Origin of the sequence: Paenibacillus cellulositrophicus (assembly GCF_009363095.1) — a bacterium.
GTDB lineage: Bacteria > Bacillota > Bacilli > Paenibacillales > Paenibacillaceae > Paenibacillus_AQ > Paenibacillus_AQ favisporus.
Genome location: NZ_CP045295.1, coordinates 3,924,753 through 3,950,704, shown reverse-complemented (window position 1 = coordinate 3,950,704; position 25,952 = coordinate 3,924,753). Strand labels below are relative to the sequence as shown.

At 55.4% G+C, this 25,952-nt stretch carries 23 protein-coding genes; 5 read left to right on the top strand and 18 right to left on the bottom strand.

Annotated elements, in window-relative coordinates:
• Positions 1-14: 14 nt before the first annotated feature.
• Positions 15-3,638 carry a CheR family methyltransferase gene (locus tag GCU45_RS17685; protein WP_152399808.1) on the top strand — a complete coding sequence of 1,208 codons (3,624 nt, stop codon included), beginning with the start codon at positions 15-17 and terminating at the stop codon, positions 3,636-3,638.
• Between the two features lie 254 nt (positions 3,639-3,892).
• Here the strand turns inward: GCU45_RS17685 and GCU45_RS17680 are convergent, their stop codons facing one another.
• Together GCU45_RS17680 and GCU45_RS17675 are read right to left on the bottom strand one after the other, a co-directional pair.
• Complete coding sequence (locus GCU45_RS17680; RefSeq protein WP_152399807.1) at positions 3,893-4,954, bottom strand: LLM class flavin-dependent oxidoreductase; 1,062 nt, start codon at positions 4,952-4,954, stop codon at positions 3,893-3,895.
• 156 nt (positions 4,955-5,110) lie between these two features.
• The gene (locus GCU45_RS17675) at positions 5,111-5,698 is read right to left on the bottom strand and encodes an NAD(P)H-dependent oxidoreductase (RefSeq protein ID WP_116233299.1); all 588 of its coding nucleotides are present in this window, start codon (positions 5,696-5,698) and stop codon (positions 5,111-5,113) included.
• Positions 5,699-5,822: 124 nt separating this feature from the next.
• On the opposite strand from GCU45_RS17675, the gene GCU45_RS17670 reads away from it, so the two are divergent.
• Complete coding sequence (locus tag GCU45_RS17670; protein WP_152399806.1) at positions 5,823-6,260, top strand: MarR family winged helix-turn-helix transcriptional regulator; 438 nt, start codon at positions 5,823-5,825, stop codon at positions 6,258-6,260.
• Between the two features lie 165 nt (positions 6,261-6,425).
• On the opposite strand, the gene GCU45_RS17665 is transcribed toward GCU45_RS17670, so the two are convergent.
• From GCU45_RS17665 to GCU45_RS17650, 4 genes are all read right to left on the bottom strand, one after another.
• Positions 6,426-7,442, bottom strand: a complete 1,017-nt coding sequence (locus GCU45_RS17665) for an SDR family oxidoreductase (protein ID WP_152399805.1) — start codon at positions 7,440-7,442, stop codon at positions 6,426-6,428.
• An 87-nt stretch (positions 7,443-7,529) separates the two neighbouring features.
• A complete protein-coding gene (locus GCU45_RS17660; RefSeq protein ID WP_152399804.1) occupies positions 7,530-8,273 on the bottom strand; it encodes a hypothetical protein in 744 nt (247 codons plus the stop codon).
• A gap of 117 nt (positions 8,274-8,390) precedes the next feature.
• On the bottom strand, positions 8,391-8,714 hold the full coding sequence (locus tag GCU45_RS17655; RefSeq protein WP_244364128.1) for a DUF6944 family repetitive protein: 324 nt from the start codon (positions 8,712-8,714) through the stop codon (positions 8,391-8,393).
• Positions 8,715-8,886: 172 nt separating this feature from the next.
• A complete protein-coding gene (locus tag GCU45_RS17650) occupies positions 8,887-9,837 on the bottom strand; it encodes a bile acid:sodium symporter family protein (RefSeq protein WP_089549556.1) in 951 nt (316 codons plus the stop codon).
• A gap of 183 nt (positions 9,838-10,020) precedes the next feature.
• On the opposite strand from GCU45_RS17650, the gene GCU45_RS17645 reads away from it, so the two are divergent.
• The 3 genes from GCU45_RS17645 to GCU45_RS17635 all read left to right on the top strand — a co-directional run bounded on the left by GCU45_RS17645 (position 10,021) and on the right by GCU45_RS17635 (position 12,427).
• A complete protein-coding gene (locus GCU45_RS17645) occupies positions 10,021-10,518 on the top strand; it encodes an RNA polymerase sigma factor (RefSeq protein ID WP_280117393.1) in 498 nt (165 codons plus the stop codon).
• Positions 10,515-11,225: a zf-HC2 domain-containing protein gene (locus GCU45_RS17640; RefSeq protein WP_152399803.1), complete on the top strand. Its 711-nt coding sequence runs from the start codon at positions 10,515-10,517 to the stop codon at positions 11,223-11,225. Before GCU45_RS17645 ends, GCU45_RS17640 begins: the two co-directional genes overlap by 4 nt.
• A gap of 164 nt (positions 11,226-11,389) precedes the next feature.
• Positions 11,390-12,427 carry a C40 family peptidase gene (locus tag GCU45_RS17635; RefSeq protein WP_152399802.1) on the top strand — a complete coding sequence of 346 codons (1,038 nt, stop codon included), beginning with the start codon at positions 11,390-11,392 and terminating at the stop codon, positions 12,425-12,427.
• A gap of 116 nt (positions 12,428-12,543) precedes the next feature.
• On the opposite strand, the gene GCU45_RS17630 is transcribed toward GCU45_RS17635, so the two are convergent.
• The 12 genes from GCU45_RS17630 to GCU45_RS17575 form a co-directional block, all read right to left on the bottom strand.
• Positions 12,544-13,938 carry a sugar porter family MFS transporter gene (locus GCU45_RS17630; protein WP_152399801.1) on the bottom strand — a complete coding sequence of 465 codons (1,395 nt, stop codon included), beginning with the start codon at positions 13,936-13,938 and terminating at the stop codon, positions 12,544-12,546.
• A gap of 285 nt (positions 13,939-14,223) precedes the next feature.
• On the bottom strand, positions 14,224-15,573 hold the full coding sequence (locus GCU45_RS17625; RefSeq protein WP_152399800.1) for an AraC family transcriptional regulator: 1,350 nt from the start codon (positions 15,571-15,573) through the stop codon (positions 14,224-14,226).
• The gene (locus GCU45_RS17620) at positions 15,548-17,032 is read right to left on the bottom strand and encodes a sensor histidine kinase (RefSeq protein ID WP_152399799.1); all 1,485 of its coding nucleotides are present in this window, start codon (positions 17,030-17,032) and stop codon (positions 15,548-15,550) included. Before GCU45_RS17620 ends, GCU45_RS17625 begins: the two co-directional genes overlap by 26 nt.
• A complete protein-coding gene (locus tag GCU45_RS17615; RefSeq protein WP_152399798.1) occupies positions 17,029-18,018 on the bottom strand; it encodes a sugar-binding protein in 990 nt (329 codons plus the stop codon). Before GCU45_RS17615 ends, GCU45_RS17620 begins: the two co-directional genes overlap by 4 nt.
• A 290-nt stretch (positions 18,019-18,308) precedes the next feature.
• Complete coding sequence (gene pdxA / locus GCU45_RS17610; protein ID WP_152399797.1) at positions 18,309-19,316, bottom strand: 4-hydroxythreonine-4-phosphate dehydrogenase PdxA; 1,008 nt, start codon at positions 19,314-19,316, stop codon at positions 18,309-18,311.
• A 2-nt stretch (positions 19,317-19,318) separates the two neighbouring features.
• Positions 19,319-20,617, bottom strand: coding sequence for a four-carbon acid sugar kinase family protein (locus tag GCU45_RS17605; protein WP_152399796.1), 1,299 nt, complete (start codon positions 20,615-20,617; stop codon positions 19,319-19,321).
• Positions 20,618-20,656: 39 nt separating this feature from the next.
• Positions 20,657-21,619 carry a 2-keto-3-deoxygluconate permease gene (locus GCU45_RS17600; RefSeq protein ID WP_152399795.1) on the bottom strand — a complete coding sequence of 321 codons (963 nt, stop codon included), beginning with the start codon at positions 21,617-21,619 and terminating at the stop codon, positions 20,657-20,659.
• A 177-nt stretch (positions 21,620-21,796) separates the two neighbouring features.
• Positions 21,797-23,491 (bottom strand): sigma-54-dependent transcriptional regulator, encoded by a 1,695-nt coding sequence (locus tag GCU45_RS17595; RefSeq protein WP_152399794.1) that lies wholly within the window; start codon positions 23,489-23,491, stop codon positions 21,797-21,799.
• A 237-nt stretch (positions 23,492-23,728) separates the two neighbouring features.
• Entirely contained in the window at positions 23,729-24,220 is a 492-nt protein-coding gene (locus GCU45_RS17590) for a GNAT family N-acetyltransferase (RefSeq protein ID WP_244364127.1), read from the bottom strand.
• Positions 24,201-24,575, bottom strand: coding sequence for a MerR family transcriptional regulator (locus tag GCU45_RS17585; protein ID WP_152399793.1), 375 nt, complete (start codon positions 24,573-24,575; stop codon positions 24,201-24,203). The genes GCU45_RS17590 and GCU45_RS17585 overlap by 20 nt, the downstream gene beginning before the upstream one ends.
• A 62-nt stretch (positions 24,576-24,637) precedes the next feature.
• Positions 24,638-25,384: an SDR family oxidoreductase gene (locus GCU45_RS17580; RefSeq protein ID WP_152399792.1), complete on the bottom strand. Its 747-nt coding sequence runs from the start codon at positions 25,382-25,384 to the stop codon at positions 24,638-24,640.
• Positions 25,385-25,508: 124 nt separating this feature from the next.
• Entirely contained in the window at positions 25,509-25,910 is a 402-nt protein-coding gene (locus GCU45_RS17575) for an ester cyclase (protein WP_152399791.1), read from the bottom strand.
• Positions 25,911-25,952: the final 42 nt, after the last annotated feature.

Genomic DNA, 25,952 nt, shown 5'->3' with positions numbered 1-25,952 from the left:
AGGGGTAGACGCGGATGAACGGGAATGGACGTAATGAACTGCAAGCTGCAGCACCGGTATCGACACAAGAACTGACGCTCGTCAATAAGGATACACAGAAATTGGACCCCAGCTTTGTGGTGGGTCTGGGTGCATCAGCCGGCGGGCTGGAAGCATTGGAGACTTTCTTTGACCAAATGCCGACAGACACGGGGATGGCCTTCATTGTCGTTCAGCACCTTTCTCCGGATTACAAAAGCCTGATGGACGAGATTTTGCGCAAATACACTTCCATGCCCATTCGCGAAGCCAAGCACGGCATGAAAATCAACGCGAATCATATTTATTTGACCCCTCCACGTAAAATCCTCACCGTTATGGAAGGGCGTCTGCAGCTGACCGATTCTACTCCGCCTGCAGCCCTGCACCTGCCGATCGATATGTTTTTCCGCTCACTTGCCATGGCCTACGGCACCAAAGCCGTAGCCGTGATTATGTCCGGGACCGGCACCGACGGTTCACGGGGAATACATGACATTAAGGAAGCCGGGGGACTCGTCATTGTTCAAGACAGTCAATCGGCTAAATTTGACGGAATGCCCAGCAGCGCGAGGCTGTCCGGTAACGCCGACGTCGTGCTGGCCCCGAAAGAAATGACCGAAAGGCTGATGCAGCACGCGCATGGCGCAGAGTACGAGAGCATGACAACGGTCCGGGAAACCATTACGACCGAGCAATACATTCAGCTCATTTTCGAGAAAATCCGCCAGGACTGCGGCGTGGATTTTACCTATTACAAACGAAACAGCGTGCTGCGGCGGATCGAGCGGCGGATGGCCATTCATAACGCCCCATCCATGGCGGCTTACATGACCTATCTGGAGGAACACCGCGAGGAATTGCAGGCGCTGCGGAAGGATCTTTTGATCGGCGTCACCAATTTTTTCAGGGATCCCGAAGCGTTCCAGACCATTTATGATAAAGTGCTCCCGGAGATTTTCGAGCGCAAAAGCCTCTCCAAGGAAATCCGCGTGTGGGTGGCAGGATGCTCGACGGGGGAGGAAGCCTACTCGATCGCGATGCTGCTGCGCAAATATGCGGATACGCTGGATGAGCCCTATCTGATTAAAATTTTCGCCACCGATCTGGACAAGGAATCGATTGAATACGCCAGCCAGGGCATCTATACGCAGAGCAACATCAGCCATCTTTCGGAAGAGGATCAGGAGCGCTTCTTTATTAAGGACGACGATATGTTCCAGGTGAGCAAAGACATCCGCAAGATGGTTGTATTCGCTCCGCAGAACATCATCAAGGACCCCCCGTTCCGGAATCTCGACCTGATCACCTGCCGGAACATGCTGATTTACCTGCAGCCGGAAATGCAGCAGAAGGTGCTGTCCCTGTTTCATTTTGCGCTGAATCCGGAAGGCTTCCTGTTCCTTGGGCCTAGCGAAACGATCGGGCGCTTTGCGGGGCAGTTCGATTTTGTGGACCGGCGCTGGAACATTTTCTCGCACAAGAACGGAAAAGCCGAAACGGAATCGCGGCTGTTTTCACTCGAAGGGCGGATTTCGCAGACCCAGTCCTACCGCAAAACTACGCCCCCTCAGGCTGCTGTCCGCGACCCGGCAACGCCTAAACGTCTGGACGATCTGCAGGGGGCGCTGGTCGAGGAGCATATTCCGCCCGGCATGATCGTGGACCAGAACAACGATGTCATTCACCTGAATGGAGCGATCAACGATTATCTCATGCTTGCCCAAGGCAAGCCCAGCTGGAATTTGTACAAAATGATCGACCCAAACGTATCCGTCGCGGTATCGGCCGCCGTCCAGAAGGTCCGGCAGGAGCGGCGGGGCGTCGTCTATCACTCGCTCGGCATCGCTACCAACGCCGGCGAAACGGTAGTGGACCTGCACATTCGGCCGTTTTCGCTAAAGAATAAAACGTTCGATAAATACGTGCTCATCCTGTTCATGGACCCCGAGGAGCCGGAGGCCGCGGCGCAAATGGTCCTGGAGCCGTTCGAAATCGACCGCAACGTCAGCTCCCGGATCATTGAGCTGGAGCAGGCGCTCCTAATGGCGGAGGAATCCCTTCAAGCCACCGTTGAGGAGCTCGAGACGTCCAACGAGGAGCTGCAGGCGACGAACGAAGAGCTTGTGGCCGCGAACGAGGAGCTGCAGAGCGCCAACGAAGAGCTGCAGTCGGTGAATGAGGAGCTGGTGACCGTCAACACCGAATACCAGTTTAAAATCCAGGAGCTCACCGACGTGAACAACGACATGAACAATTTTCTGGTCAGCACGCGCATCGGCACCATTTTTCTGGACAAACGGATGTGCATCCGCCGCTTTACTCCGGCCATCACGAAGGAGATCAATCTGCTGGAGGTCGATTACGGCAGGCCGATCGAGCACATCTCCCACCATTTTAAATACGATACGCTGGTGGCCGATGCGAAGCAGGTGCTGCAAACGCTCGTTCCTTTTGAGAAGGAGATCCAAAGCCAGGACGGCACCTGGTACAGCATGCGCATCCTGCCGTACCGTACGGAGCAGAATTTCATCAGCGGGGTCGTGCTGACGTTCGTGAACATCACAGATCTCAAGGCGGTAAATGAAGAGCTGACCAAGCTCAGCTACGCCGTCGAGCAAAGCCCGAGCATAACCGTCATTACCGACGTTAGCGGGTCAATTGAGTACGTGAATCCGAAGTTTACCGAGATTACTGGGTTCAGCCTTTCCGAGTCGCGGGGAAACAGTCTGAAGGCTTTTTGCAAGACGTCTGAGGGAAGTCCCACGGTCGATCTGATCATGGAAACGGCCAAAAACTGCGGTATCTGGAAAGGCGAGCTGAACAGCACCAAGAAGAACGGGGAATTGTACTGGGAATCGGTGAAGCTCATTCCGATTAAAAACAAGAAGGGCGAGATCATCCACTTCGTCAAACTGTCCGAGGATATCAGTGAGCGCAAGCAGGCGGAGGAGATGCTCCGCAAGACCGAAATGCTGTCGGCCGTCGGCCAGCTGGCTGCAGGCATCGCCCACGAAATCCGCAATCCGCTGACCGCGCTGAAGGGGTTCACGAAGCTGATGTCCAACAAGGGGACGGGTAACGACTCCTATATAGGGATCATGCTGAACGAGCTGAACCGCATCGAGCAGATCGTCAGCGAGCTGTTGGTGCTGGCGAAGCCGCAGGCGGTCGATTTTGTCCGAATGGACCTGGAGCCCATCCTGCATGACGTCATCATGCTGCTGGAATCGCAGGCCAACATGAACAACGTAGAGATGAACATCGACCTGAAGCCGGGCATGAGGGTGGTCTGCGTCGAGAACCAGCTCAAGCAGGTATTCATCAATGTGCTGAAAAATGCGATTGAAGCGATGCCGCGCGGCGGCGAGGTGAACATCCAGGCCAGCCTGAGCGACAACCACAACATCATCGTGCGGTTTGCCGACAACGGCTCCGGCATTCCAGAGAGCAAGCTGGCGAAGCTGGGCGAGCCGTTCTATTCGACGAAGGATAAGGGAACGGGCCTCGGCTTGATGGTCAGCTACAAAATCATCGAGAATCACCAGGGGGCGATCCGTTTTGAAAGCGTTGAAGGCGAAGGAACGACGGTCACCATCACGATTCCGGGCGTAGCGTAAGGGGACGTGTGGCTGGCAGCCTCAGCCTGAGCATAAAAAAAGAGGGGGACAAAACCCCCTCTTTTTTATGATTATTGTAATGTGTGGGCATGCAGTAGCTGGTGGCACTGAAGCGCTACGTTAAGCCATTTACTCTAGACGCCTGCGTGCCCGCGGCTTGCTATCACGCCTGAGCACAATTGCCTGGTGCCCGGTTCGCCAGCCACGTGATTCCTTCCGCTGCTCGCATACCCGCGAGCCCCCGGCTGCAGGCCTTACTCCTTCGGCTCTCCCGCGGCTTCCCATTTCGCAATCTCCTCGCGAACGAGCGGCGCCACCTCGGTTCCGAGCAGCTCAATGGCGCGCATCACGAGATGGTGCGGCATGGAGCCGACCGGCACGTGCAGCATAAAGCGCGTAACGCCCACGTTTTTGCGGAGATGGATGATCTTCCGGGCGACCGTCTCCGGATCGCCGACGTACAGGGCGCCTTCGAAGCTGCGGGCGTTGTCGAAGCTGTTGCGGTCATAATGGCCCCAGCCCCGCTCCCGTCCCAGCACATTCATGCTGTACTGGGTGGAGGGGAAGAACAGGTCGGCGGCCTTCTCCGTCTCCTCGGCGATAAAGCCGTGCGAATGGGAGCCCACCGCCAGCTTCGACACGTCGTGGCCCGCGTGGGCAGCCGCCCGCTTGTACAGCTCCACCAGCGGCGCAAACTGCGTCGGTCTGCCTCCGATAATGGCCAGCACCAGCGGCAGGCCCAGGAGGCCGGCACGGATGACCGACTCCTGGTTGCCTCCGCTGCCGATCCAGACGGGCAACGGATCCTGAACCGGGCGCGGATACACGCCCAGGTTGTGAATCGCTGGGCGGTGGCGGCCCTCCCAGGTCACCTTTTCCGAGGACCGGATTTTGAGCAGCAGCTCCAGCTTCTCGTCAAACAACTCGTCGTAATCGTTCAGATCGTATCCGAACAGCGGGAACGATTCGATAAAGGACCCCCGGCCCGCCATAATTTCAGCGCGTCCGTTCGAAATCCCGTCGACCGTGGCAAAATCCTGAAAGACCCGCACCGGGTCGGCCGATGACAGCACCGTGACCGCACTGCTGAGCCGGATTCGCCGGGTCTGCGGCGCAGCCGCCGCCAGCACGAGCGCCGGCGAGGACGCGGCATAGTCCTTCCGGTGATGCTCGCCTACTCCGAATACGTCCAGCCCCACCTGATCGGCAAGCACAATTTCCTCAACTACTTCGCGCAGACGCTGCGCGTGGCTGATGACCTCACCCGTCTCTACGTCCGGTGTCGTTTCCACAAAGGTACTGATGCCTATTTCCATGGGAATCCCCCTAGTTCAATAGATTGGTATACTGTAACCGACCGCCGCAGCGGCCCAATTTTTCTTAATTACGTATATCTTTATATTGAACTATTTTGGGGTCCATTTCAAGCCTTCCCGCAAAAATCCCCATTCGCCTTCCTGCTTCATCCCCGGTCAACGCGCAACGGTTCTAAAATACCGATACACCCGGTCCAGCTTCGCCTCATGCTTGCCCTTGGGACTTTCCATATTTCCGAACTCAAAAAATTTAACCCGCTTGATGCCCACGAACCGGAACAGCGCCTTCCGCATCAGCACTTTGTGTGCGTTATTCAGCCACAACAGGGGATATAGCGCCGGCCCCTTCATGGAGGAGATGCATACGACCGATCTGCCCTTCAGCAGCCCTTCCGGCAGCAACCCGCCCTTGTCCCTGTAAGCGAAGCCCGAAGCAAACATCTGGTCGATGAATCCGAGCAGCATGGCCGGCGGCCGGCCCCACCAAATCGGGTAGACCAGGACGATTTTATCCGCCCACAGCAGCATCTCCCGATACTTCTCCAATGCTGGGTCCTTGTGCATATCCCGTCTCCGTTTGGTCTCATTGAAGATCAGAACCGGATTAAAGCCCTCTTCATAGAGGTCGAGCGTTCGAATTTGCGAAACCGCCGGATTCTCACGGCTGCCTTCCAATACTTTCTGCAGAAACGAGTAACTTAAGCTTTGATGATTCGGATGCGTGTAAATGACCAGTACCTTCATCGTGCCACCCCATTTACTTATCATTTGATAACAAAATCCTACCACGCCGGCAATTTAGTTGTCAAATGATAATTGTTTATTGATAATAATTTTGATATGTTCGTGAGGAAGAGGTGGTGACATCATGGATGAAAATAAGCTTTTTGACCAGTTGATTGCTTTTACGGCAGCCGTACATCAGGTCAAGCACGAAATGACTCAAGGCATCAAACCCGAGGGTATTACGCCGGTACAGTACAGCATGCTCGAATACATCGCCGTAAGCCAGCCGGTAACCTTGAGCCAAATCAGTGACTGCCAGCAGATGTCCATGCCGAATACGAGCCGGGAAATCAAGAAGCTGTGCGACAAGCAGTTATGTGAAAAATACGATGACCCCAGTGACCGGCGCAAACAGTATGTCCGCCTGTCCGGCGAAGGGGAGCGTGTCATGCAAGAAGCCTTCGGCCACATCGGCGCGCGGTTCCTCACCCGGCTGCAGGACGCTTCCGAGAAGGATCTGCAGGAGATCGTTCATGCGATGGACGTGCTGCACTCCCTGGTATTTTATACGGATAAATAATGATGTGAAACGGCCGTATGATCTCAGGATCATGAAGACATGGTCCTTTCAATGCAAGCGAAAAAGGCACCTGTCTCCAGGCACCTTTTTATAAACGAAGTATATATTCTCGGCAAGTCTGCTGCTTCCTGCCTTACCCTTTAATCCGCTCAGCCGCTTCCTGCCTTACCCTTTAATCCGCTCAGCCGCTTCCTGCAGGGCTTGAACCACCTTATCGCACCAGCTGTCGAACTCAGGATCTTCGGTCTGGTGCTCCGGATGGGCCAGAATATACTGCACCGTCTCCTTAATGCCCTGATCCACCCGTGTGGTCGCCACAAAATCGGGAACGAGACGCTTCAATTTGGCATTGTTAAAGACAACCGTATTGGCTTTGTCTCCCAGCAGGCTGCCCCTGAAGTCCTCTTTGCTGCAGGCATCGAGGAACTCGGATGCGACATGAACTGCATTCAGCTTCACGCCCAGAGCGTCGGCGATGATCTCGTAAATCTGGTTCCAGGTGACCGATTCATCCGATGTAATGTGCACGGACTCGCCGATTGCATGGATGTTGCCCATCAGGCCGATAAAGCCTTTGGCAAAATCCCGGTTATGTGTCATCGTCCACAGCGACGTACCGTCTCCGTGAATAATGACGGGCTTGTTCTCCAGCATCCGTTTCGCCACCTGCCAGCTGCCCTTGCTTCCGTGTACGCCAAGCGGTATCGAGCGCTCGTCGTACGTATGGCTTGGCCTTACGATGGTGACCGGAAAGCCCTGCTCGCGGTACTGCTTCATCAGGTAATCCTCGCAGGCGATCTTGTTCCGGGAATACTCCCAGTATGGATTGGATAGCGGAGTTCCTTCGGTGATGAGGTAATCGGATAAAGGCGACTGGTATGCCGAAGCCGAGCTGATGAACATAAACTGCTTCGTATGGTCCTTGAACAGGCGGTAATCCCGCTCCAAATGCTCCGGCACGAAGGCGATAAAATCAGCCACGACGTCAAACTGGAGATCGGCGATCAGGCCGGCCACATGCTCCTCGTCGTGAATATCGGCCTGGATAATATGAGCCCCTTCCGGCAGGGCATCATTCCGGTGTCCACGGTTCAGCAGGTACAGCTCGCAGCCCTGCGCCAGCAGCTGCTTCGTAATGGCGGTACTGATCGTTCCCGTTCCTCCAATAAATAGCGCTTTCATAAAAAGACACCTCCATCAAGATGGTCTAGAAACTTTTGGATTCCTTAAGCCCATCCTAACGATAACACGGGAAGGCCCGCCAAACAATCAAGAGAAGTAACGGCGCAGGCTCTTTTTCATCTCCGCTTTCCGTGCGGCAAACTGTTTGTGCCGATGGCCGTTTGCCCCCGAAGGGTGGGGGAAGCCCCATAGGCACTGCCCGGCGTCCAGCACTCCCTGCTCGGCCAGAAGCCGGAGGATGCCTTCCACGGCTATTCCAAGCGGAATGATGAAGGGGCGATCTGGAAAAACGCTCAGCTCTTCGGTGATGCTGGCCAGCGCCGTGTCCCTTAGACTTGGAGTCCCCAGCAGACTCGGGCGGCTGCCGTTGTAATTGGCCCGGTTGACGAAGACGGGATAGCGGAGCACCGAACTGGTATGCAGCAGCTCCCGCTCCGTGCCAAATAAAGCCTCACTCGTGCGGATCCCCAAACACTCCGGCATCCCCAGCTCGTCCAGCATGGAGATCAGGTTCGCGCGCAGACTGCCGGCAAAGCTGGCCGCCTCCTTCGCCTTCCGGCACACCGCCTCATCGCCCAATCCTTGATCCATGGCATGACGCGCCGCTTCATAAGCGATTCTCATCTGTGTAAAGCCCGGGGTCAAGCCCACGATAAATAGGCTCGCGGATGAATGAACATATTCATTATGCGGAGCGTAAAATGTCTCTACAAGGCCGTCTGCCGATAGACGCAGTTCCGGAATCAGAAGGTCCTCCCGGGTGAGCCGCCCGTCTGCCGGCAGTGACCGAATGGCGCGTCGGAACGTGCTCAAGGCGCTCGATAACAGCAATATCATCCCTCCAGTTATGCCGGAACGCGGGGATATGTTCGCCTGCTGTGCATACCTGATCCCGAACGTTCTCGGAAGTGGCTCCCCCGCTTGTTATCCTTATCCTTGCCCCGTCGGTTAGGACCCATCCCCTGCAATCACCTCCAGCGAGTTCCCCAGGGACTGCAGCAGGTTGCCGGCGACCATCATGTCGTTCACTTCCTTGCTCGATGCAGAGCTTCTCAATCTGGCGGTTAGTTCTGCCTGTGCGGCATTGGCAATCGCCTGCATCGCATTACCGATAATCTGCAGCTTCTCTCCTTCCTGCTGCTGCTTTTTGCGGGATGAGAGCACTTTCGTCTGGCCAATGGCCGCAACGTTGGTCCCCCATGCCTGGAGCCAAGCAAACGCCGCAAGCTGCTCCTGAATCTTCCTTTGCTGTGACCGCATCTTTGATCGCATCGTATCCCTTCTTTCAATCTACAATCTACGAGAGGTCTCTACTGCTATAACATACGCTTCTCTAGCACGGCCCGCCGATGGCGTATGTCCTTCCCGGTGCGGCGCCTGTCCGATTGCTAAGGAAAAAGAGGCTTGTCACATGGACAAGCCTCCTGCAAGTTCTAATATTGTTTTACCGATTCTTACCCATCTCCGCCTGCTCATAGCGCCGGGCGAACCAGGTGGCAAGGAGCGAGCCGGAAATGTTGTGCCACACGCTGAATATCGCGCTCGGCACGGCGGCGACCGGGTTGAAATGAGCCGCAGCGAGCGTCGCCCCCAGGCCCGAATTCTGCATACCGGTCTCAAACAAGACCGCTTTGCGTTTGCTCAGGTTCATACGGAAGAGCTTGGCAAACAAATAGCCAAGGGCATACCCGAGCAGGTTGTGAAGAATGACGACCGCAAAAATCAGCAAACCGCTTTCGATGATTTTGGTGCGGCTGCCGGCCACGACGATCGCCACAATCAGCACAATGGCCAGGGTGGAGACGAGCGGGAGTGCCTGAGCGCTGGCTTCCGCCTGCTTTTTAAACAAGGACTTAACGATAACCCCGAGCACGATCGGCAGAATGACCACCATCAGAATGTCCTTGATGAGCGCACCGGCATCGACCGGCATCCAGCGACCGGCCAGCAAGCTGATCAGCGCGGGTGTAGCCAGCGGTGCGATAATGGTAGACACGGAGGCGATGGATACCCCCAGCGCAACATCCCCTTTCGCGAGCAGCGTCATCACATTGGACGAGGTACCGCTCGGGCAGCATCCGACGAGGATAACGCCTACGGCGATATCCGGCGGCAGGTTTAGCACCAGCGCCAAAACATAAGCCAGCAGCGGCATAATGATGAAATGGCCGACCACGCCGATTAGCACTTCGAGCGGCCTGCGGAAAACTTCGCGAAAGTCGGCGGAGGATAAGGTCAGCCCCATGCCGAACATGACGATTCCCAAAAAGATCGAAATGTAGCCCTTTAACGGGATAAAGACATCAGGTAAAAAAAAGCCCAGACAAGCAAACAGAATGACCCAAACCGAAAACGTGCCACCGACAACCTTGCTTACTTTTGCAACAGCATTCATCTCTCCGAACCTCACTTCTTGTGTAATAAAAATCATTCTACGACAAAAGCTGTGAATCGTCTACGAATTCCAGAGAATTGGAGACGGTTACTGTTGCAGGAATGTACTGGGCAAAGGCGCCTTCGTTTTTTGGTATAACGTGTAACGAATCCTGTTGATCGGGGTCTTATAACTGACAAGGAGGTGAATCGCCTGGAGGATCTTCAACAAATCTACGATCAATATTTTCAAGAGGTATACCGGTTTGTACTCTCGCTCAGTCGGGATGAACATATTGCCGAAGAGATCACCCAAGAGACGTTCTATAAAGCGCTCAAACGGATCGACACCTTTCAGGGGACATGCAAGATCAGCGTATGGCTATGCCAAATCGCGAAGAATACATATTTCTCGTACTGGGAAGGGCAAAAACGGTATCCGCGTGCTGAACCGGAGACAGATCCCGTAAGCCAGCTGAATGTGGAACACAAGGTTATCCTGGATTCGGAAGCGCTGCGGATTCACCGCATTTTGCACGAACTCGGGGAGCCCTATAAAGAAGTATTTACGCTAAGAGTATTTGGCGAATTACCCTTTGCGGACATATGCAGCATATTCGGAAAGACGGAGAGCTGGGCACGAGTGACTTTTCACCGGGCTAAACAGAAAATTCAGGATCGCTATCAGGAGGAGGAACAATGAACAAACCTTTTATATCATGCCAAGTCATTCAAGACTTGCTGCCGTTGTATCACGACGATGTGTGCAGTCCGGATACCCGAGAGCTGGTCGAAGGCCATATTGAGCTTTGCCCGGATTGCCGGTCTGTATTAGAAAAAATGAAGGATAATCTGATGCTCGGTCCGGAGGCCACCCGTGAACAACAAACCCAGGCCAGCAGTCTACGCCGGATCGCCGCATACTGGAACCGCTCCAAGGCTGTCGCTTTTATCAAAGGACTAGCCATTGCTACCGTCGTGTGCGGGCTGCTGTTCGGAGGCTACCTGTTATTAACCGGTTGGAATATCCGGAGTGTACCCACCAAAGTCATCGAGGTTACCGACGTTGGCCTGATGAAAAACGGAACCATTGCGTATCACGTCAAAATGACCGATGGCTATAACGTGAAGCAAGTCAGCTATCATCTCGATGAGAACGGAAATTTTTATATGACTCCCCTTCGCCCTGTCATCAAATCGAAGGCTTTTGCCGATATCGGCCTGGCGAATACGTATTACTGGATCAATCTCGACGAGCAAAAAGCGAATCATGACCCTGACGGCACCGGAGCTGGGATCCAAGCGGTTTATTTGGGCACCCCGGAGGATCATATCCTCATCTGGAAAAAGGGCATGACGTTGCCACCCGCCAGCGAGGCGGCAGAGGACCAGCTCGCTCCGAACGAATGATTCCGTTTCATATATTTACCAATGCTGAAGAACAAAACCAATCGCCCTCCCTCTCGTCCAACTATACAGGGACTTCTTGGTAAAGATACCCGTCGGGAGTCCCTGTTCCTATGCGGTTCATCATCCACGAACCGTTAATCCAGTTGAAGCAAGGTGATGAGAACATGATGAGAAAAAAAGGGGCGGTTCTTGCCGGCCTGGCCGCTGCCATGATCGCGGGCACGTCGGTCTATGCGGATGTCGATCCGGCGTCCTCCAAGCCGATCGCCGTCTATCTGGACGGCCGGCAGCTGCGGACCGAAGTGCAGCCGCTGAATGTCGGCGGCACGGTACTCGTGCCGATGCGCGGCCTGTTTGAGCGCCAAGGGGCCAAGCTGGCCTGGGATAATGCCACGAAGACGCTGAAGGCCACCAAGGGAGGCACCACGCTCACCTACCGGATCGGCGAGCATACCGCGAACCTAAACGGACAAGCCCTCGAAGTGACAGTGCCCGGCCAAATCTCCGGCGGTTATTCCCTCGTGCCGCTGCGCTTTGTGAGCGAAGCCCTGGGCAGCGAGGTCGCTTGGCAGCCGGATGCGCACACGGTGCGGATTACTTCCAAGGTTTCGCTTGAGACTTCTATCCGCTGGGGTGTGAACCTGCGGAGCAAGCCGGATTCAGCGAGCGATGCGACGTCACTCGGCATGCTTGCCACCGGACAGAAGGTGCATGTCATCCGCGAGGTGAACGCCCTCTGGCTGGAAGTGGAGACGGAAAACCACCAAACGGGATACATATCGGCCAAGCCGAAATATACCGATTATGCCAGCGCCTCGCTTGCCGACATGCAGGCGGACGAGCTGATCGCTTACGGTAAGAAGTTCCTCGGGACCCCTTACGAATTCGGGGCTTCTCCAGACCAAACGAAGACATTCGACTGCTCTTCCTTTGTCAAGCGGGTTTACGAGGATGTACTCTCGGTCGAGCTGCCCCGTGTGTCCTACGACCAGGCGAAGGCCGGCAAGGAAGTGTCCTTAAGCGATCTGCGCAAAGGGGACCTGCTGTTCTTCAGCGCCCGCGGGCTGGATATCGGCCATGTTGGCATCTATATGGGCAATAATCAAATTCTGCACACGTACTCCAAAGAGCTTGGCGTTCACGTCGAAGCCTTTGACGGTCAGTGGAAAAAACGGTTCGTCACGGCGCGCCGGATTCTGTAACCCGGATCATCGACTGAAACCGGTGGATGTCGGTAGTCCATACCGATTGTATCCAACACAAAAAAGGGGAGTTTCCCAGGTTCATCGACCCGGGGAACTCCCTTTTTTTATGCGTATTATTTTCCTTGCGCCCACATGGCTTCCATTTCCTCCAGGGACTTTCCTTTGGTTTCCGGTACCGCGCGCCAAGTAAACACGAGGCAAATCAGCGACATGACGCCGAAGATCCAGAAGGTGGCCGCCGGACCTGCCGAAGACAGCATCGGCGGGAAGGCTTGGGATACGACGTAATCGGCGATCCACAAAGCCATCGACGCAATGGCCGTCGCGATACCGCGGACCCGGTTCGGGAAGATCTCCGAAATGAGAACCCACACCACCGGTCCGAGCGAGATTGCAAAGGCGGCTACGTAAATCAGAATAAAAATCAGGACCAGCGGGCCGGAGGTATGTCCGGTCTGGAACGCCGTTCCAATGACGGCCAGACAGATCAGCATGGCAGCTGATCCGACCATCATCAGCGCTTTCCGTCCCACTTTATCGATCAGCCAAACGGCCAGGATCGTAAACAGAAGGTTGATCACGCCGACAAAGATCGTTTGGATAAGCGCCGCGTTCGTGCCGGCACCGGTCTCTTTAAAGATCTCCGGTGCATAATACATGACCGCATTGATGCCGGTCACCTGCTGCAGAATCGCCAGTCCGACACCGACGATCAGCGCCATGCGCAGTCCCGGGCTGAACAGCTGGCGGAACGATCCTTTTTCCTGGCTAAACGACTCCTTGATATCCCGCACTTCCTGCTTCGCCAGCTCTTCGCCGTGAATTTTGAGCAGGACCGGCAGCGCTGCGGCTGCCCGGCCTTGCTTGATCAGCCATCTTGGGCTTTCCGGCACGAAGAACAGCAGCACAAGGAACAGTGCGCCTGGAATGACGCCGAAGCCAAACATCCAGCGCCAGGCACTCGACACGTCCCAAGCGTCGTCACCCATGCCGGCGATCCACAGATTGATGAAGTATACGAGCGAAATGCCTGTAACCGTTGCCAGTTGGTTTAATGCGACGAGGCGGCCGCGGTATTTGGCCGGGGCGATCTCCGCATTATACAGCGGACACAAGGTGGAGGTAATGCCGATGCCAACGCCGCCGATCATCCGGGCGATGATAAACCCGCTGAACGTATTCGGTATGGCCGAGCCAATGGATCCGATGATAAAAAGAAGCGCTGCCGCAATGATGACTTTTTTCCGGCCGAACTTGTCGCTCAGCATGCCGGAGAACAGGGCTCCGGGGATACAGCCGATGATCAAGCTGGAAACCGCCCAGCCCGTCTGGAAATCGTTCAGGTTAAAGCGCTTTTCCATGAAACCGATGGCGCCCGATACAACGGCTGTATCAAAACCAAACAGCAAACCGCCTAAAGCAGCTACGATGGACACCAGCGTCACGAACTTCATGCTGATCTTCTGGTTATCCTGCTCGCTGCTATGTTCCAATGTAATAGAGCTCATATATTATCCCTTCCATGTCATTAATTTGGATAGAATGAACTAAAGTCAATACAGAACTCCTTTAATTCAATCTATTTGGATCGATGAAATCCAAGAAATCATCACTAAAAGCCTACATCCATTGTAACATGGGGGACCTTTGCATCCGCTTTCGATTCCCTTCACTTATTTGCGGTAGATCAGCATAAAATCGCTCCGTCATTCGCCTGGCAGGCCTGGACTAGCACAAATTCGGCTCACATCACAAATAAGTCCATGCCCGCATTCGGCATGGACTTTTGTCTCTCATTGGTGCTGCACTCTGTAGTCGGACGGCGTGAGGCCCGTCACTTTTTTGAATACCCGGCTGAAATAGTTCGGATCCTTATACCCCACCTGGTAACAGACCTCCTTCATGCTGTACCGGCCGTCTTTCATCAGCTCCTTGGCTTTGTCGATCCGCAGCCGGGTCACATAGTCGATAAAGGTTTCCCCGGTCTGCTGTTTGAATACCTTGCTGAAATAGTAAGGATTCAAGTGGACATGCTCCGCCACATCCTCGAGCGACAGCTCCTCCTGAAATCGGCCCCGGATATACAGCACCGCCCGGTCCAGCATATTAGTGGTCCGCTGCTCACGTTCTTCACGGATTTGGCGGATCGCCAATTCAACATAGGCGCTCTCTCCGGCATCGCCGGATCCGTTGATCAGCTTCTCTGCATGCGTTCCGCCGGCGCCCGAAGTCTGCACCAGGTCTTCAAAGCGGCAGATGCCGCCCCCTTCCTGATCATACCTGGAGGCGAAAACAGCCTCGTAATAAGACCGCTTGATTCCCTCCGCCCGATTCTGGACGGTTCCGATGCCGACCGGGACAGCCATCCCGCACTGTTCCCTCAGCACATCAGCCAACCGTGTGCCGAGCTCGCGGGCGCCTTCAGCTAACGCCGAGTCGCCAGTCTGCCTCGTTCCCAGCAGGAACAGGGCCATATGGCTGTGAATGAGCGAGCTGACGACCGTGCCGTAGCCGTCTTTAGGGGCTGCGTGCGCCGCCGTTTTTACGGCGTCGTACACCTTTTTCTTGGCGTCCCCCACTTCGGACAGTCCCAGCACCAAAGAACAGCCTTTGTCGACCGGGAGCTGCAAAATATCGGCAAGATGGCCTGTCTCCGTCTCATTGACATGACCCGACATCAGATGCAGCGCGATTTCCGTCTCGGCCAACGGCAGCAGCTGAAAGAACTGCTCGCGCACCGCGAGCTCCTCATCGCGCTTATGCTGCTCCTCCTCCAGCTCCTGCACCAGCCGGCTTAGCACGGCAACGATCTGCTCCCTTTTGGCCGGCTTGACCAAATACTCGTGCACGCCGAGGGTTATCGCCTGCTTGGCATATTCAAAATTTTCATAAGCGGTGATAAGTACCATTTTGGCCTGCGGATTTTGGGCTTTAATCTCTTTTAATGCCTCCAGCCCCTGAATACCCGGCATTCTCACGTCCATCATGACGATGTGCGGGCGGTGCTCTTCCGCCTTCTGTATGGCCATCCGACCGTTCTCCGCATGGATCGTTTCAAACGTATCCGGCATCATCCGGTTCACAATCCATTCGATACCTTCCCGCTCCAGCGCTTCATCATCGGCGATCAGCAGACGATACATGGCCGTCCTCCTTTCGTGTTTCGGCAGGGATGTTCAAAAAGACCGTCGTCCCCTTCCCGGGCTCGCTGACAATGTCAATCAAATCCTTCCTGTCATAAAACAGCTCCAGGCGCTTAAACACGTTGCGGGTTCCGAGGCCCGTCGAGTGCCCTGCGGGGTGCCGGGCTTCACCGCCTCCCTGATCCCCCAGCCGCGGTGCGTCAGTATCCAGCAGCGACCGCCGGACTTCCTCGCTCATCCCGATCCCGTTATCGGAAATGGCAATCTGTGTCCCGCCCGGCAGGGCAGAGACTGCAAGCCGAACTTCGGCCCCCTCTTCCATGCCTTCGATGCCGTGCACGAATACGTTCTCCAGCAGCGGCTGCAGCGTGAGCACCGGCACGAGTACATCCAGAGCCTTCTCGTCGATATCCGTGACGAACCGGATGCGGTCGCGAAAGCGGGCCTGCTGAATCGTAAAATACTCCTTCGCGTGCTCCACCTCATCGCGGAGCGGCACCGGCCGGTCCAACTGGCGCAAATTGTAACGCAGCAGATTGGACATCGTGACCGTGAGATCGCTCGTCTTCTCGGCCCCTTCGATCAGCGCCAGCTTGGACAGCACGTTCAGGGAATTGAACAGGAAGTGAGGATTGATCTGGTTTTGCAGCACCTCAAGCTCCAGCTCCTTGACGAGCCGGTCCTTTTCCAGCCCTTCTTTTTCCTTGCGGATCAGTGATTTCAAATTGTCCTGCATCTGCACGAAAGCCTCGGACAGAATCCGAAACTCGTCGCGGCTCTTCATCACCGGCGGTTTCACCTGCAGGTTGCCGTCTGAAATTTGCCGGGCTGTCCGGGCCAGCTGCCGAATCGGTCTGGTAATGCGGAGGGAAATCCAGTAAGCCAGCAGGACGCTGATCAGCGTGCTGAATATAAACAAGGCGACGCCCCATTGGTTCATCCGGTCGGTCTGCGCCAGAATGCTCCGGTAGAGGGGCTGATAATAGCTCAGCTCCTGGTCGATCAGCCGGTACGCCTCTTCCTGGATGAAACCGGCCGTCTTCTCCGCCGCCGCATAGGAGTTGGCGTACGCCAGCGGAGTCTTGCCGCTTAACGCCTGCAGGATGCCGGATTCCTGCGCAAGAAACGTCTCCAGCAGGTTGCGGTAGCTCCGTACGCTCAGCTCCGTGGTCGGAATGGCGTCCTGGGCGTTCAGTTCCGCCTGCAGTTTTCGGAGCTGACTCTGATGCTCCTGGTAGATTTGCCGGCTCCGCTCGCTCCGGTCCGTCAGATACACATTGACGGCGCTTAAATTGCTGCGGGTCTCCGCATCGATTTGTTTGTATAGTAATACCCGGTCCAGCATCATATTATAGCTCTGCTGAACGGTTCGCCCGCTTTGAAAAATAAAAAACGATACCGCGTTTGTCAGGACAAACAAGGCGGGGATCACAATGAGCAACATCCGGCGCATGTTCATGGGCCTGCCACCTCCAGCTTCAGCGCCGCCTTGTCCAAAGCGCTCGTCGGGATAAAATGCTCGGCCGCAAAGGACTTGCCGTGAAAGTGCTCGTTCAAGAGGCCGATCGACCGGGCCCCCATTTCTTTCGGCGACTGCACAATGGACGCCGCGATTTCGCCCTGCTCGATCCCCTGCCGGGTCATGGCCAGGTCGTCAAAGCCGTATACGCGGATTCCCGTCCTGCCCGCAGCTTGGATGCCCTCGACGATTCCGGCTGCGTCAAGAGAACTGAAGCCGACGATCGTCTGGATGTCAGGATGCTGCTTCAGCATCGCTTCGGCCTGCTTGGCCGCCCCGATCCGCGAGATGTTGGACGCGCGGACGTCCACAATAGCGTAGCCCGGGGCCGTTGAAATCACCGAGCGAAATCCTGCAAGGCGCAGCTGCATATTTTCGGCCCGTTCGCTTCCGATCATGACGCCGATCTTCCCTTTGCCGGCCGCTTCCTTCAGCACCAATTCGCCCATTCGTTTTCCCGCTCCCAGGTTGTCGGTTCCCACATAAGCCAGGCGGGAGCTGCCTGGTTCGTCTGCATCCACAGTGATCACCGGGATCCCTTGCCCTGTGGCTCTTTGGATCAGCGCATCGTAGTCCGGATCCACGATTCCCTGCACGAGAATGCCGTCGGGTCCGGATGCGATCGCCCTTTCCAGCAGCCTCATCTGCTCGGCGGGATTGATGCGGATCGGGCCGGTATAATCAATCCGCATCCCCAGCTTGTCCGCCGCTTCCTCCGCCCCCTGCTCCATTTCCCGCCAGAACGGGTTGTCGAGCTCCTGGGCGATCAGGACGACATGCTTAACGGACGGATCGTCGGCCCGCTGAAGCCGGATCTGTCCGACCAAATCACCAATGGTCATGGACGCGAGGAAGAACCGGACCAGAATATACGCAAAAATGAGAACAAGAACAATCAGCCCGAAGGGCCAGATTCGTTTGAGCATGAGCATCCCTCCTTTGCCCAAAAGAGATATATCCATAGGATCGGCGTTTTGCCGTAAATGCTGCCTGTTATTTCGGCCCAATATGGCCCTCTAACATTTCGATTTAGTATGCGGAAAACCAGCCGCCCCTATCATGGTTAAGGCATAAGTCCCGGGGGTTCCCATTACAACAGTATAGCATTTGAATGAAAAGCCGCTGAGTTGTTTCCGAATATTTTCTGAACGATAAAGGAGGGGAAATAAAAAAGATGGCCCCCATCCAAGGAGCCATCTACTTCTAATATCGCGATTTATGGTTTCTTCGGTGCCAGCTCAACCGCCTGGCGGATCGCTTCCATCATGCTCTTCTCTTCCACGATCCCTTTGCCCGCAATGTCAAAGGCGGTGCCGTGGTCTACGCTTGTGCGGATAATCGGCAGGCCGACGGTGATGTTCACGCCTGCGTCGAGGCCGAGCACCTTGACCGGTCCGTGGCCTTGGTCATGATACATGGCAACGACGATATCGAAGTCGCCGCGGACGGTGCGGAAGAACAGCGTGTCCGCAGGCAGAGGTCCGACCACGTTGATGCCCTCGTCCTGGGCGCGCTGCACGGCGGGCACGACCTTCTCCTCTTCCTCGCCATAGCCGAACAGGCCGTTCTCGCCCGCATGCGGGTTGATGCCGCAGACGGCGATACGCGGCTGCGCGATGCCGGACTTCGTCAGCGTCTCATGCGCCAATTGGATAACGCGGTATACGCGCTCCGGATTGATCATTTTCACCGCATCAATCAAGCCGACGTGAGTCGTGACGTGAATGACTTTGAGGTTCGGCGCGGAAAGCATCATGGAAAATTCGCTTGTTCCCGTCAGATCGGCCAAAATTTCCGTATGTCCCGGGTATTTGTGGCCGCCTTTATGCAGGGCTTCCTTGTTCAGCGGAGCGGTGCAGATCGCGTCGATCTGCTGCTTCTTCGCCAAATCGATCGCTTTGGCTAAATATTCGAACGCCGCGTGGCCGGCTTCAGCCGACACCTGTCCAAGCGGAAGGTCCTGGCTAAGCAGATTCAGATCAAGGCAGTAGACGGTGCCGTGCTCATAGTTCAGACTGCTGAGCTGGTCCTCAGTCACCGCTTCAACGTTCAGGCTGCTGTTCACATAAGCCTTGGCCCGATTCATAATTTTCGCATCCCCGATCACCAGCGGATGGCACAGGTCGTAAATCTCCTGGTTCTGCAGGCTCTTCAGAATAATTTCAGGGCCAACTCCGGCTCCGTCCCCCATCGTAATGCCAATGACAGCTTTGGTTTCGCTCATTTTCATTCATCCTCTCCACTCATATAGATCAACGCATTCATCAAAGAACGCTCGTTACCGAATCCTCCGGCCTTCGTTACGGCCCAGTACTCTCTTGTATCCGGTCCGCCGCGCAGCTTCCCGAGCGGAAGCCCGGCCTCCACTTCGGTGCAGAGCTGCATCTGGTTCATATTCAGCTGATTGCATACCGCCTTGGCGGTATCGCCGCCGGTCAGAACCAGGCCGTTAATGTCCTCGTATACGCCCAAGACCTCCCGGGCGATCGCCCCGAGCTCTCTGGAAATCGTCTCGCCGATTTCGGTTTTTCCGATGGAGAGCTCGGCCTCCAGCCGCTTCGTCGCTTCTCTATTGTTGACCGACGAATCGACAAACAATACAAAATGCTTCTTGTCCGCTTCCTTGGCCAAGGAAGCCATGACGTCCGGCAGAGCGTACGTGCGCTTGATCAGCTCCACCGGGTCCAGCTCCACGAAGCAGGTGTCCGGCATCGACCGCACATTCTCCAGCTGCTGCTTGGTCACCTGCGACAAGCTGGCGGACACGGTCAGCGTCTTGGCGACCCGGAGCCGGTCCTCCAGACGGTAAGCGGTCCGCTCCAGCTGAAGCGCCTCCGGCAGGTGCTCGATCAGGCCGGCCGAACCGGCCCATACCGTCTTTTTACCCGCCCGGGCAAAAACCTCGGCAATCTCTTGCAGATCTTCATCCGTCGCCGCGTCGCATATAAACCAGGTCCGCCCCAGTGCGGTATGTTCCTCGATCGTCTGCATCAGCCGTTCCGCCGGCCCGTGCAGCTGCGCAAGATCTATCACGACGATGCTCTGCTGACCCGCATACGGCCGGAACAGATTCGCGATGAAGCTGTCCTTGACCGGCGTTTTGGGATCGCGACCGAATTCGGTCTCCGAGACGCGCTGCCCGTGGACATGCTGATAACCGTCAAGGGTTTGACGGTTCATCTTCGGATACGCCGGGGCAATCACGACCACTTCCGGCTGATGAACGGAAACGACGGCTGCCAGCTCGGCAGCCACGTTCCCCCGTAAGGTCGAGTCCATTTTTTTATATACTTGATGATACCCTTGCTGATAAAACAAAGTGCTTGCTTTAGAAACGTTGTCGTATGCTTCCTGTTCACCTGCCGCCCGGGTGTCCGTATCGATAATGGCAACATCCCCGTTCGGCTTGGCCGGAGCAGCTTGGGAATCGAAATACACGGTTGACGTGATCCCGATCTTGGACAGCTGCACGCCGGCATCGTTAGCTCCCGTCAAATCATCTGCGATAATGTACATATGCTGCATGTTGAACGACTCCCTTACTTGATTCCTTGTCCATGCCACTTACGCCTGTGAACTCCGCCGCTGCGCCCTTCTTGCGAACCAGGTCGTCAGAAGCGGGGTCAGAATCGCCGTCACAATGACGCATGCCGTTACCTGGAGCGTTGCATCCGCAGCAATGCTGCTGTAGCCGGAGTACACCGCGGCAACCGCCATCGGAACTGCCGAAGCGTTACCCGCTGTAGACGATGCCGCAATCCCGGCCACGCCGTCGCCGCCAGTCAGACGGTCGATCAGGAACAGGACGACGCCTGTGATCACGACAACACCAATCCCGAGAATGACACCGGAGAATCCGGCTTTGACCACGTTGGTCAGGTTAATACCGGCGCCGATCGCAAGCGAGAAAAGCGGGATGATGACATCCTGTCCCTTGCTCAGAAACTCGCGCATCTTCTCGTCGAGGTTCCCGAGGATCATGCCGAGCAGAAGCGGCAGAAGGGCAAAGACAAACGCCATAATCGGGAAGCTGGCCAGGCCGGCGACACCGAGAATGAGCATCGTAAAGAACGGGCCGGATTCAAGCGACATGATCGAATACGCGGCGACGTCTTCCTTTTTCTTGCCGAGCTGTCCCATTAGCGCCATGTACAGGCCGCCGTTGGTGTCGGAGAATGCCGCGATGATGGCCAGAGCCGACAGCCCCAGGAACAGATTGTTCTGATCCGGGAAAATCGCTTTGATCAGCAGGGCGATCAGGAAGGTCGTACCGATTTTACCTACCCAAAGGCTGACGCCCTTCTTCAAAATGTAACCGGTTGCCTGAAACCGAATCGTCGATCCTAAGCAAATATAAAAGGCGGCAAGCAGCGCGGATGTACCTGTCAATAGACCGCCTGTAAACGAGCTCTTGAATTCCGGCATATCGAATATTTGCGGAAAGAACGTCCGAATCAGGGCGCCGATCAGCAATGGAATCAACATCATCCCGCCGGGGACTTTGTCAATGGCTGCCTTTATTTTCATGGCTGTGTCATCTCCTGTGTTGTAAATTTAAACAGTTCGTTTTGTAAAAGCGATTACATAAAACGATTACATCGATTATGATAAACGTTTACAAAAAATAATGCAACACTTTTTAGCTAAATAAAATTCATTTAACCAAAAGTGTTGCATATTTAAACAACAATGAAGAATACAATATCAGTCCTTAAGCTTTCTCCATAATGTCGACCGGTTGATGTTCAGGCGCTTCGCCGCTTTGGTCTGGTTAAAGCCCTCCTGCTCCAGCACCTTCTCAATGATCGCCTTCTCAATCTGTTCCAGCGTGCCGTTCAGCAGTTCTCCGCCGATCGTTCCGGCAGCCTCGCCTTTTCGCTGCAGCAGCTGTTCGACCAAGGCGTGCTCGATGACGTACCCTTTCTCCAAAAGCACCGCCTCCTGAAGCAGCGCCCGCAGTTCCGATACGTTCCCCGGCCAGCTGTAGTCCATTAACAGGGCCAGCCCTTTGTCCGTCATTTTAATGGCCGAGGTGCCCTGCATTTGGTTAAAATACAGCAAAAACGAGGTGACCAGCTCCCGGATATCCTCTTTTCGTTCCGCCAGCGCAGGAACATGGATCCGGACGATTCCGTCCTCATAGGCTCCCCATAAATGCTGCTCTTCAACCATCGAGAAGATGAGGGTGATTCCCCTTCCCTGAAAAGCGTCCATTCTCCGCCACAGCTCGGCCCTGAGGCTGCTATCCATCATATCGAGCGCGTGGATATGCAGCGTCTTGATCTCTGCGTCGACTTCGTCGGGCTCCAGGGCCAGCATATCGGCAGCCTGGACGGAGGCGAGCAGGCCTTCCCCGCTGAACTTGCGATCATGAATATAACGCGCGATCAACTCCTTGCCGGCCCCCCTCTGCCCGATCAGGACGAACCGGGATGCAGAAAGGCACCGGTCGATCATCGACAAACAAGCGTCCATCGCTTCGCTCTGATGAATGATCAGCGGCGGCGTGCCCGTCTTCACCTGCAAAACCGCTTCGGCCGGCGAATTCATATGGACGCGCGAAAATTCGCACACCAAATAAGCCCCATTTTCCACCGTGACCCGGGTTTTGACGATCTTCAGCGGCCTGCCTTCCGCATCGCTCGCATGACTGGTCTCCCGGACCGCCGCCGTCTCCCGGAAAGCGTGATGATCCAAGCCGACATGCGGAACGGGACGGGAATCGAAATGCTTCCACTGCTCGTACACGACCTGCCCGTTCTCCGACAGAACCATCACATCCCCTGCCGTGACCTGCAGCACAGCTTTGAGCCTTTCGATTTCCAGCCGGTTCTTCATCATCCAGCGGGAGACGGTCTTCGCCTCCTGAAAGGCATCGAAAATCGCTTCGCGCCCGGACTGGATCAGAATACCCACAAGCCCCAGCCGGGACGCCGTTTCGAAGGTCACCACATCCCCCATAATCAGCTGGTAGCCTTCCTCCTTGAGCTTTCTGAGCAGGCTATCCGTCTCGTCCTCGTCATGAATCGTGAAGATATCGATCGGAATTTCCAGCAAATCGATGATGGCCTTGGCGCCGAGGGTGATGGCGGGAAAGCCGACAATCGCCTTTTTCCGTGGAAAATCGTTCGCCAGCGTCAAGACCCGCAGCATGTCATAGCCGGATACATGCACGTCGACGACGGGAATATCGACGGCCTCCCCGATCAGCTTGGCCGTTCCGCCGCGGCTGATGATGACGTCGACCCCTTCGGCCTCCGCCTGCTTGGCGATGGCAACCCCTTCTTGAAGATTTCCGACCCGGATCTGAATGTCCAGATCCTTCTCTTCCGCACGGCACGTCTCGATCAAGTTTTCCATGGCTGCATATGGAGCTATAAACAGGGCTTTTATTCTCATCTGATCCCACACCTATATTCCTTTAAGATTGTAGTTCAGTCATAGCATATAATCGGGTGGTATGCAATTTTAGTCTTGTCTGCCGGTAGTTTGGTGAAGGCGACGCCAGGAAAAGGTCATTTTATGGAGGAGGGAATCCAGAGCCAGCAGCTGCAGCCGCGCAAGAAAAATACGGCGCAAGCCAATGGATCAACCTGCGCCGCAAAGTACTTTCTTCCTTTTTTCTCTATACTCTCGCTATGATATCCCGAGTACCAGAATGTGCTGCGGACCCGCCGGCCCGATCCGGGTGCGTCCCTCATCACGGAAACCCGCTTTGAGATAGACATGACGCGCGGCAGTGTTTCTCATATTAACGGCAAGGACCACTTCATCGGCCGCCGGGAAATGCTGTTTGACAAACGCCTTCAGGCCGAGCAGAGACTGCGTCGCGTACCCTTGTCCCTGGTGCCTGTGATCGATGGAGAAAGCCCGCAGCAGCAGGGCATTGGGGTTGTCCGAGTACTGCCCTCGGTCTTCCCCTGCATCCAGAATGAAAAAGCCGACCGGCTCTTCATCCCCCAAAATGACGATCGGATGCCGCTCCTCCCGCTCCAGTGCGTTCTGTATGACTTCAAACGGCAGTGCGGTGAATTCATGCTGCTCCTCCGGCAGCGTAAAAGCTTCAAGTCCAGCCTCGTGATCCCGGTGATATAAGGCGAGCCGGACGTTATTCATGGTGTTTTTCATCGGAGTCTCCTTGGGCCATGTCTTCATAAAGGCCGATTTTGCGATTCAGCATAGCCTCGTATTTCTTAAACCGGGCCATTTGCTCCAGGACGTTCTGACGTTGTTCCCGAAGCCGCTCCAGCCGTTCCTGAATGGTGGTCGCGTGGTTGACGAATTGTTTAATGTCAGCGATGCCCATCCCCGTTTCCCGCAGGCAGCAGATGAACTCCAACGCTTCGATATCCTTCGCTTCGTACAGGCGGATGCCGCTTTCGTTGCGCTGAACGCCCGGCATGATGCCTTCTTTTTCATAATACCGCAGCGTATGGATCGACAAACCCGTTTGGGCCGACACTTCCCCGATCGAGTAACTCATGCCTTCAAATCCCTCCTAAGCGGAAAGCCCACCTGACGACAGGTGAGCCATGGTTATTCGTATTATAATTCCTGCCTGGTGGGCCTTACAATGATTTCATTGACGGCCGTTTGCGGCGGCTGGGATATGGCGTAGGCAATAGCGTTAGCGATGGCCTCCGGGGTTAAGGCGATGTCCATAGAAGCTTCGATGTCCCGCTTCACTTCTTCGTTCGTAATCGTGTGCACCAGCTCCGTGTCGACGCCTCCCGGACAAATAATCGTCGTGCGGATGTTATTGTGCGCTTCTTCTTGACGCAGTGCTTCGGTTATTGCCCGAACGGCGAATTTGGTGCCTGAGTAAACCGCCCACGTTTTGCGGACGATGTGCCCGGTCACCGACGAGACGTTGATGACGTGCCCCTGCCGGCGCTCCCGCATATACGGCAGCACGGCCCCGATCCCATAGAGCACACCCTTCACGTTTACATCGATCATCCGGTCCCACTCTTCGATCCTCTTCTCGTGCAGATATGACAGCGGCATGATCCCTGCATTATTCACCAGCACGTCGATTTGTCCGTATGTGTCAAGGGCGAGCCGGGCCAGCTCCTCCATCTGCGCCTGCACGCTCACATCCGTCACTTGGTAGACCGCCGTACCTCCTTCCTGCTCAATCGCCGACTGTAGCTGCTTGAGCCGTTCTCCGCGCCTTGCTGCGAGCACCATTTGGGCTCCGCTTCGAGCGAGGACCCTGGCCGTTGCTTCTCCGATACCGCTGGAGGCTCCTGTTAAAATAACTACTTTTCCTTGCACCGCGTTCGTGATCATGGGTACCATCCTTTCTTTATGGGTAAGATGGTTCCCAGTATAGGACCTAGAGCGCGCTCTAGGTCAAGGCTTTCTGGCCATAGGAAAAGACCAGTGTCTAACGCTCAAATCCAGCGGTTTAGGTTCATCCTGCTTGAATTTGGCTCCACATCGTCACCATATCGATCCAGCCGCGATGTTCCGCGATTTTGCCGTCCCTAAGGCGGTACTGGCGGTACAGCGTCACATTCATCGTGCGTCCGGTCGGTGCGGTGCCGAAGAACACGCCCTGATGGGTGCCCCGGACCGTCATCCGAACGAGAACCTTGTCGTCCTCGGCGATGATTTCCTCTACCGTATACTTCTTATCCGGGAAGGCCTTCAGGATTTTGGCGGCAAACTGCTTCAACCCTTCTTTCGATTGATAGCTGAGCTCCCGGTAATCTTCAGTCGTAAACGTATCCGCTGCACTCAGATCGTTGCTGTTCCAGAACGCCTGAATAAAAGCCTCAACCACCTCGGTATTTTTTTGCTCCATCGTTGTCATAGGATCCATCTCCTCTAATTTATATTTGCCGTATCATACAGG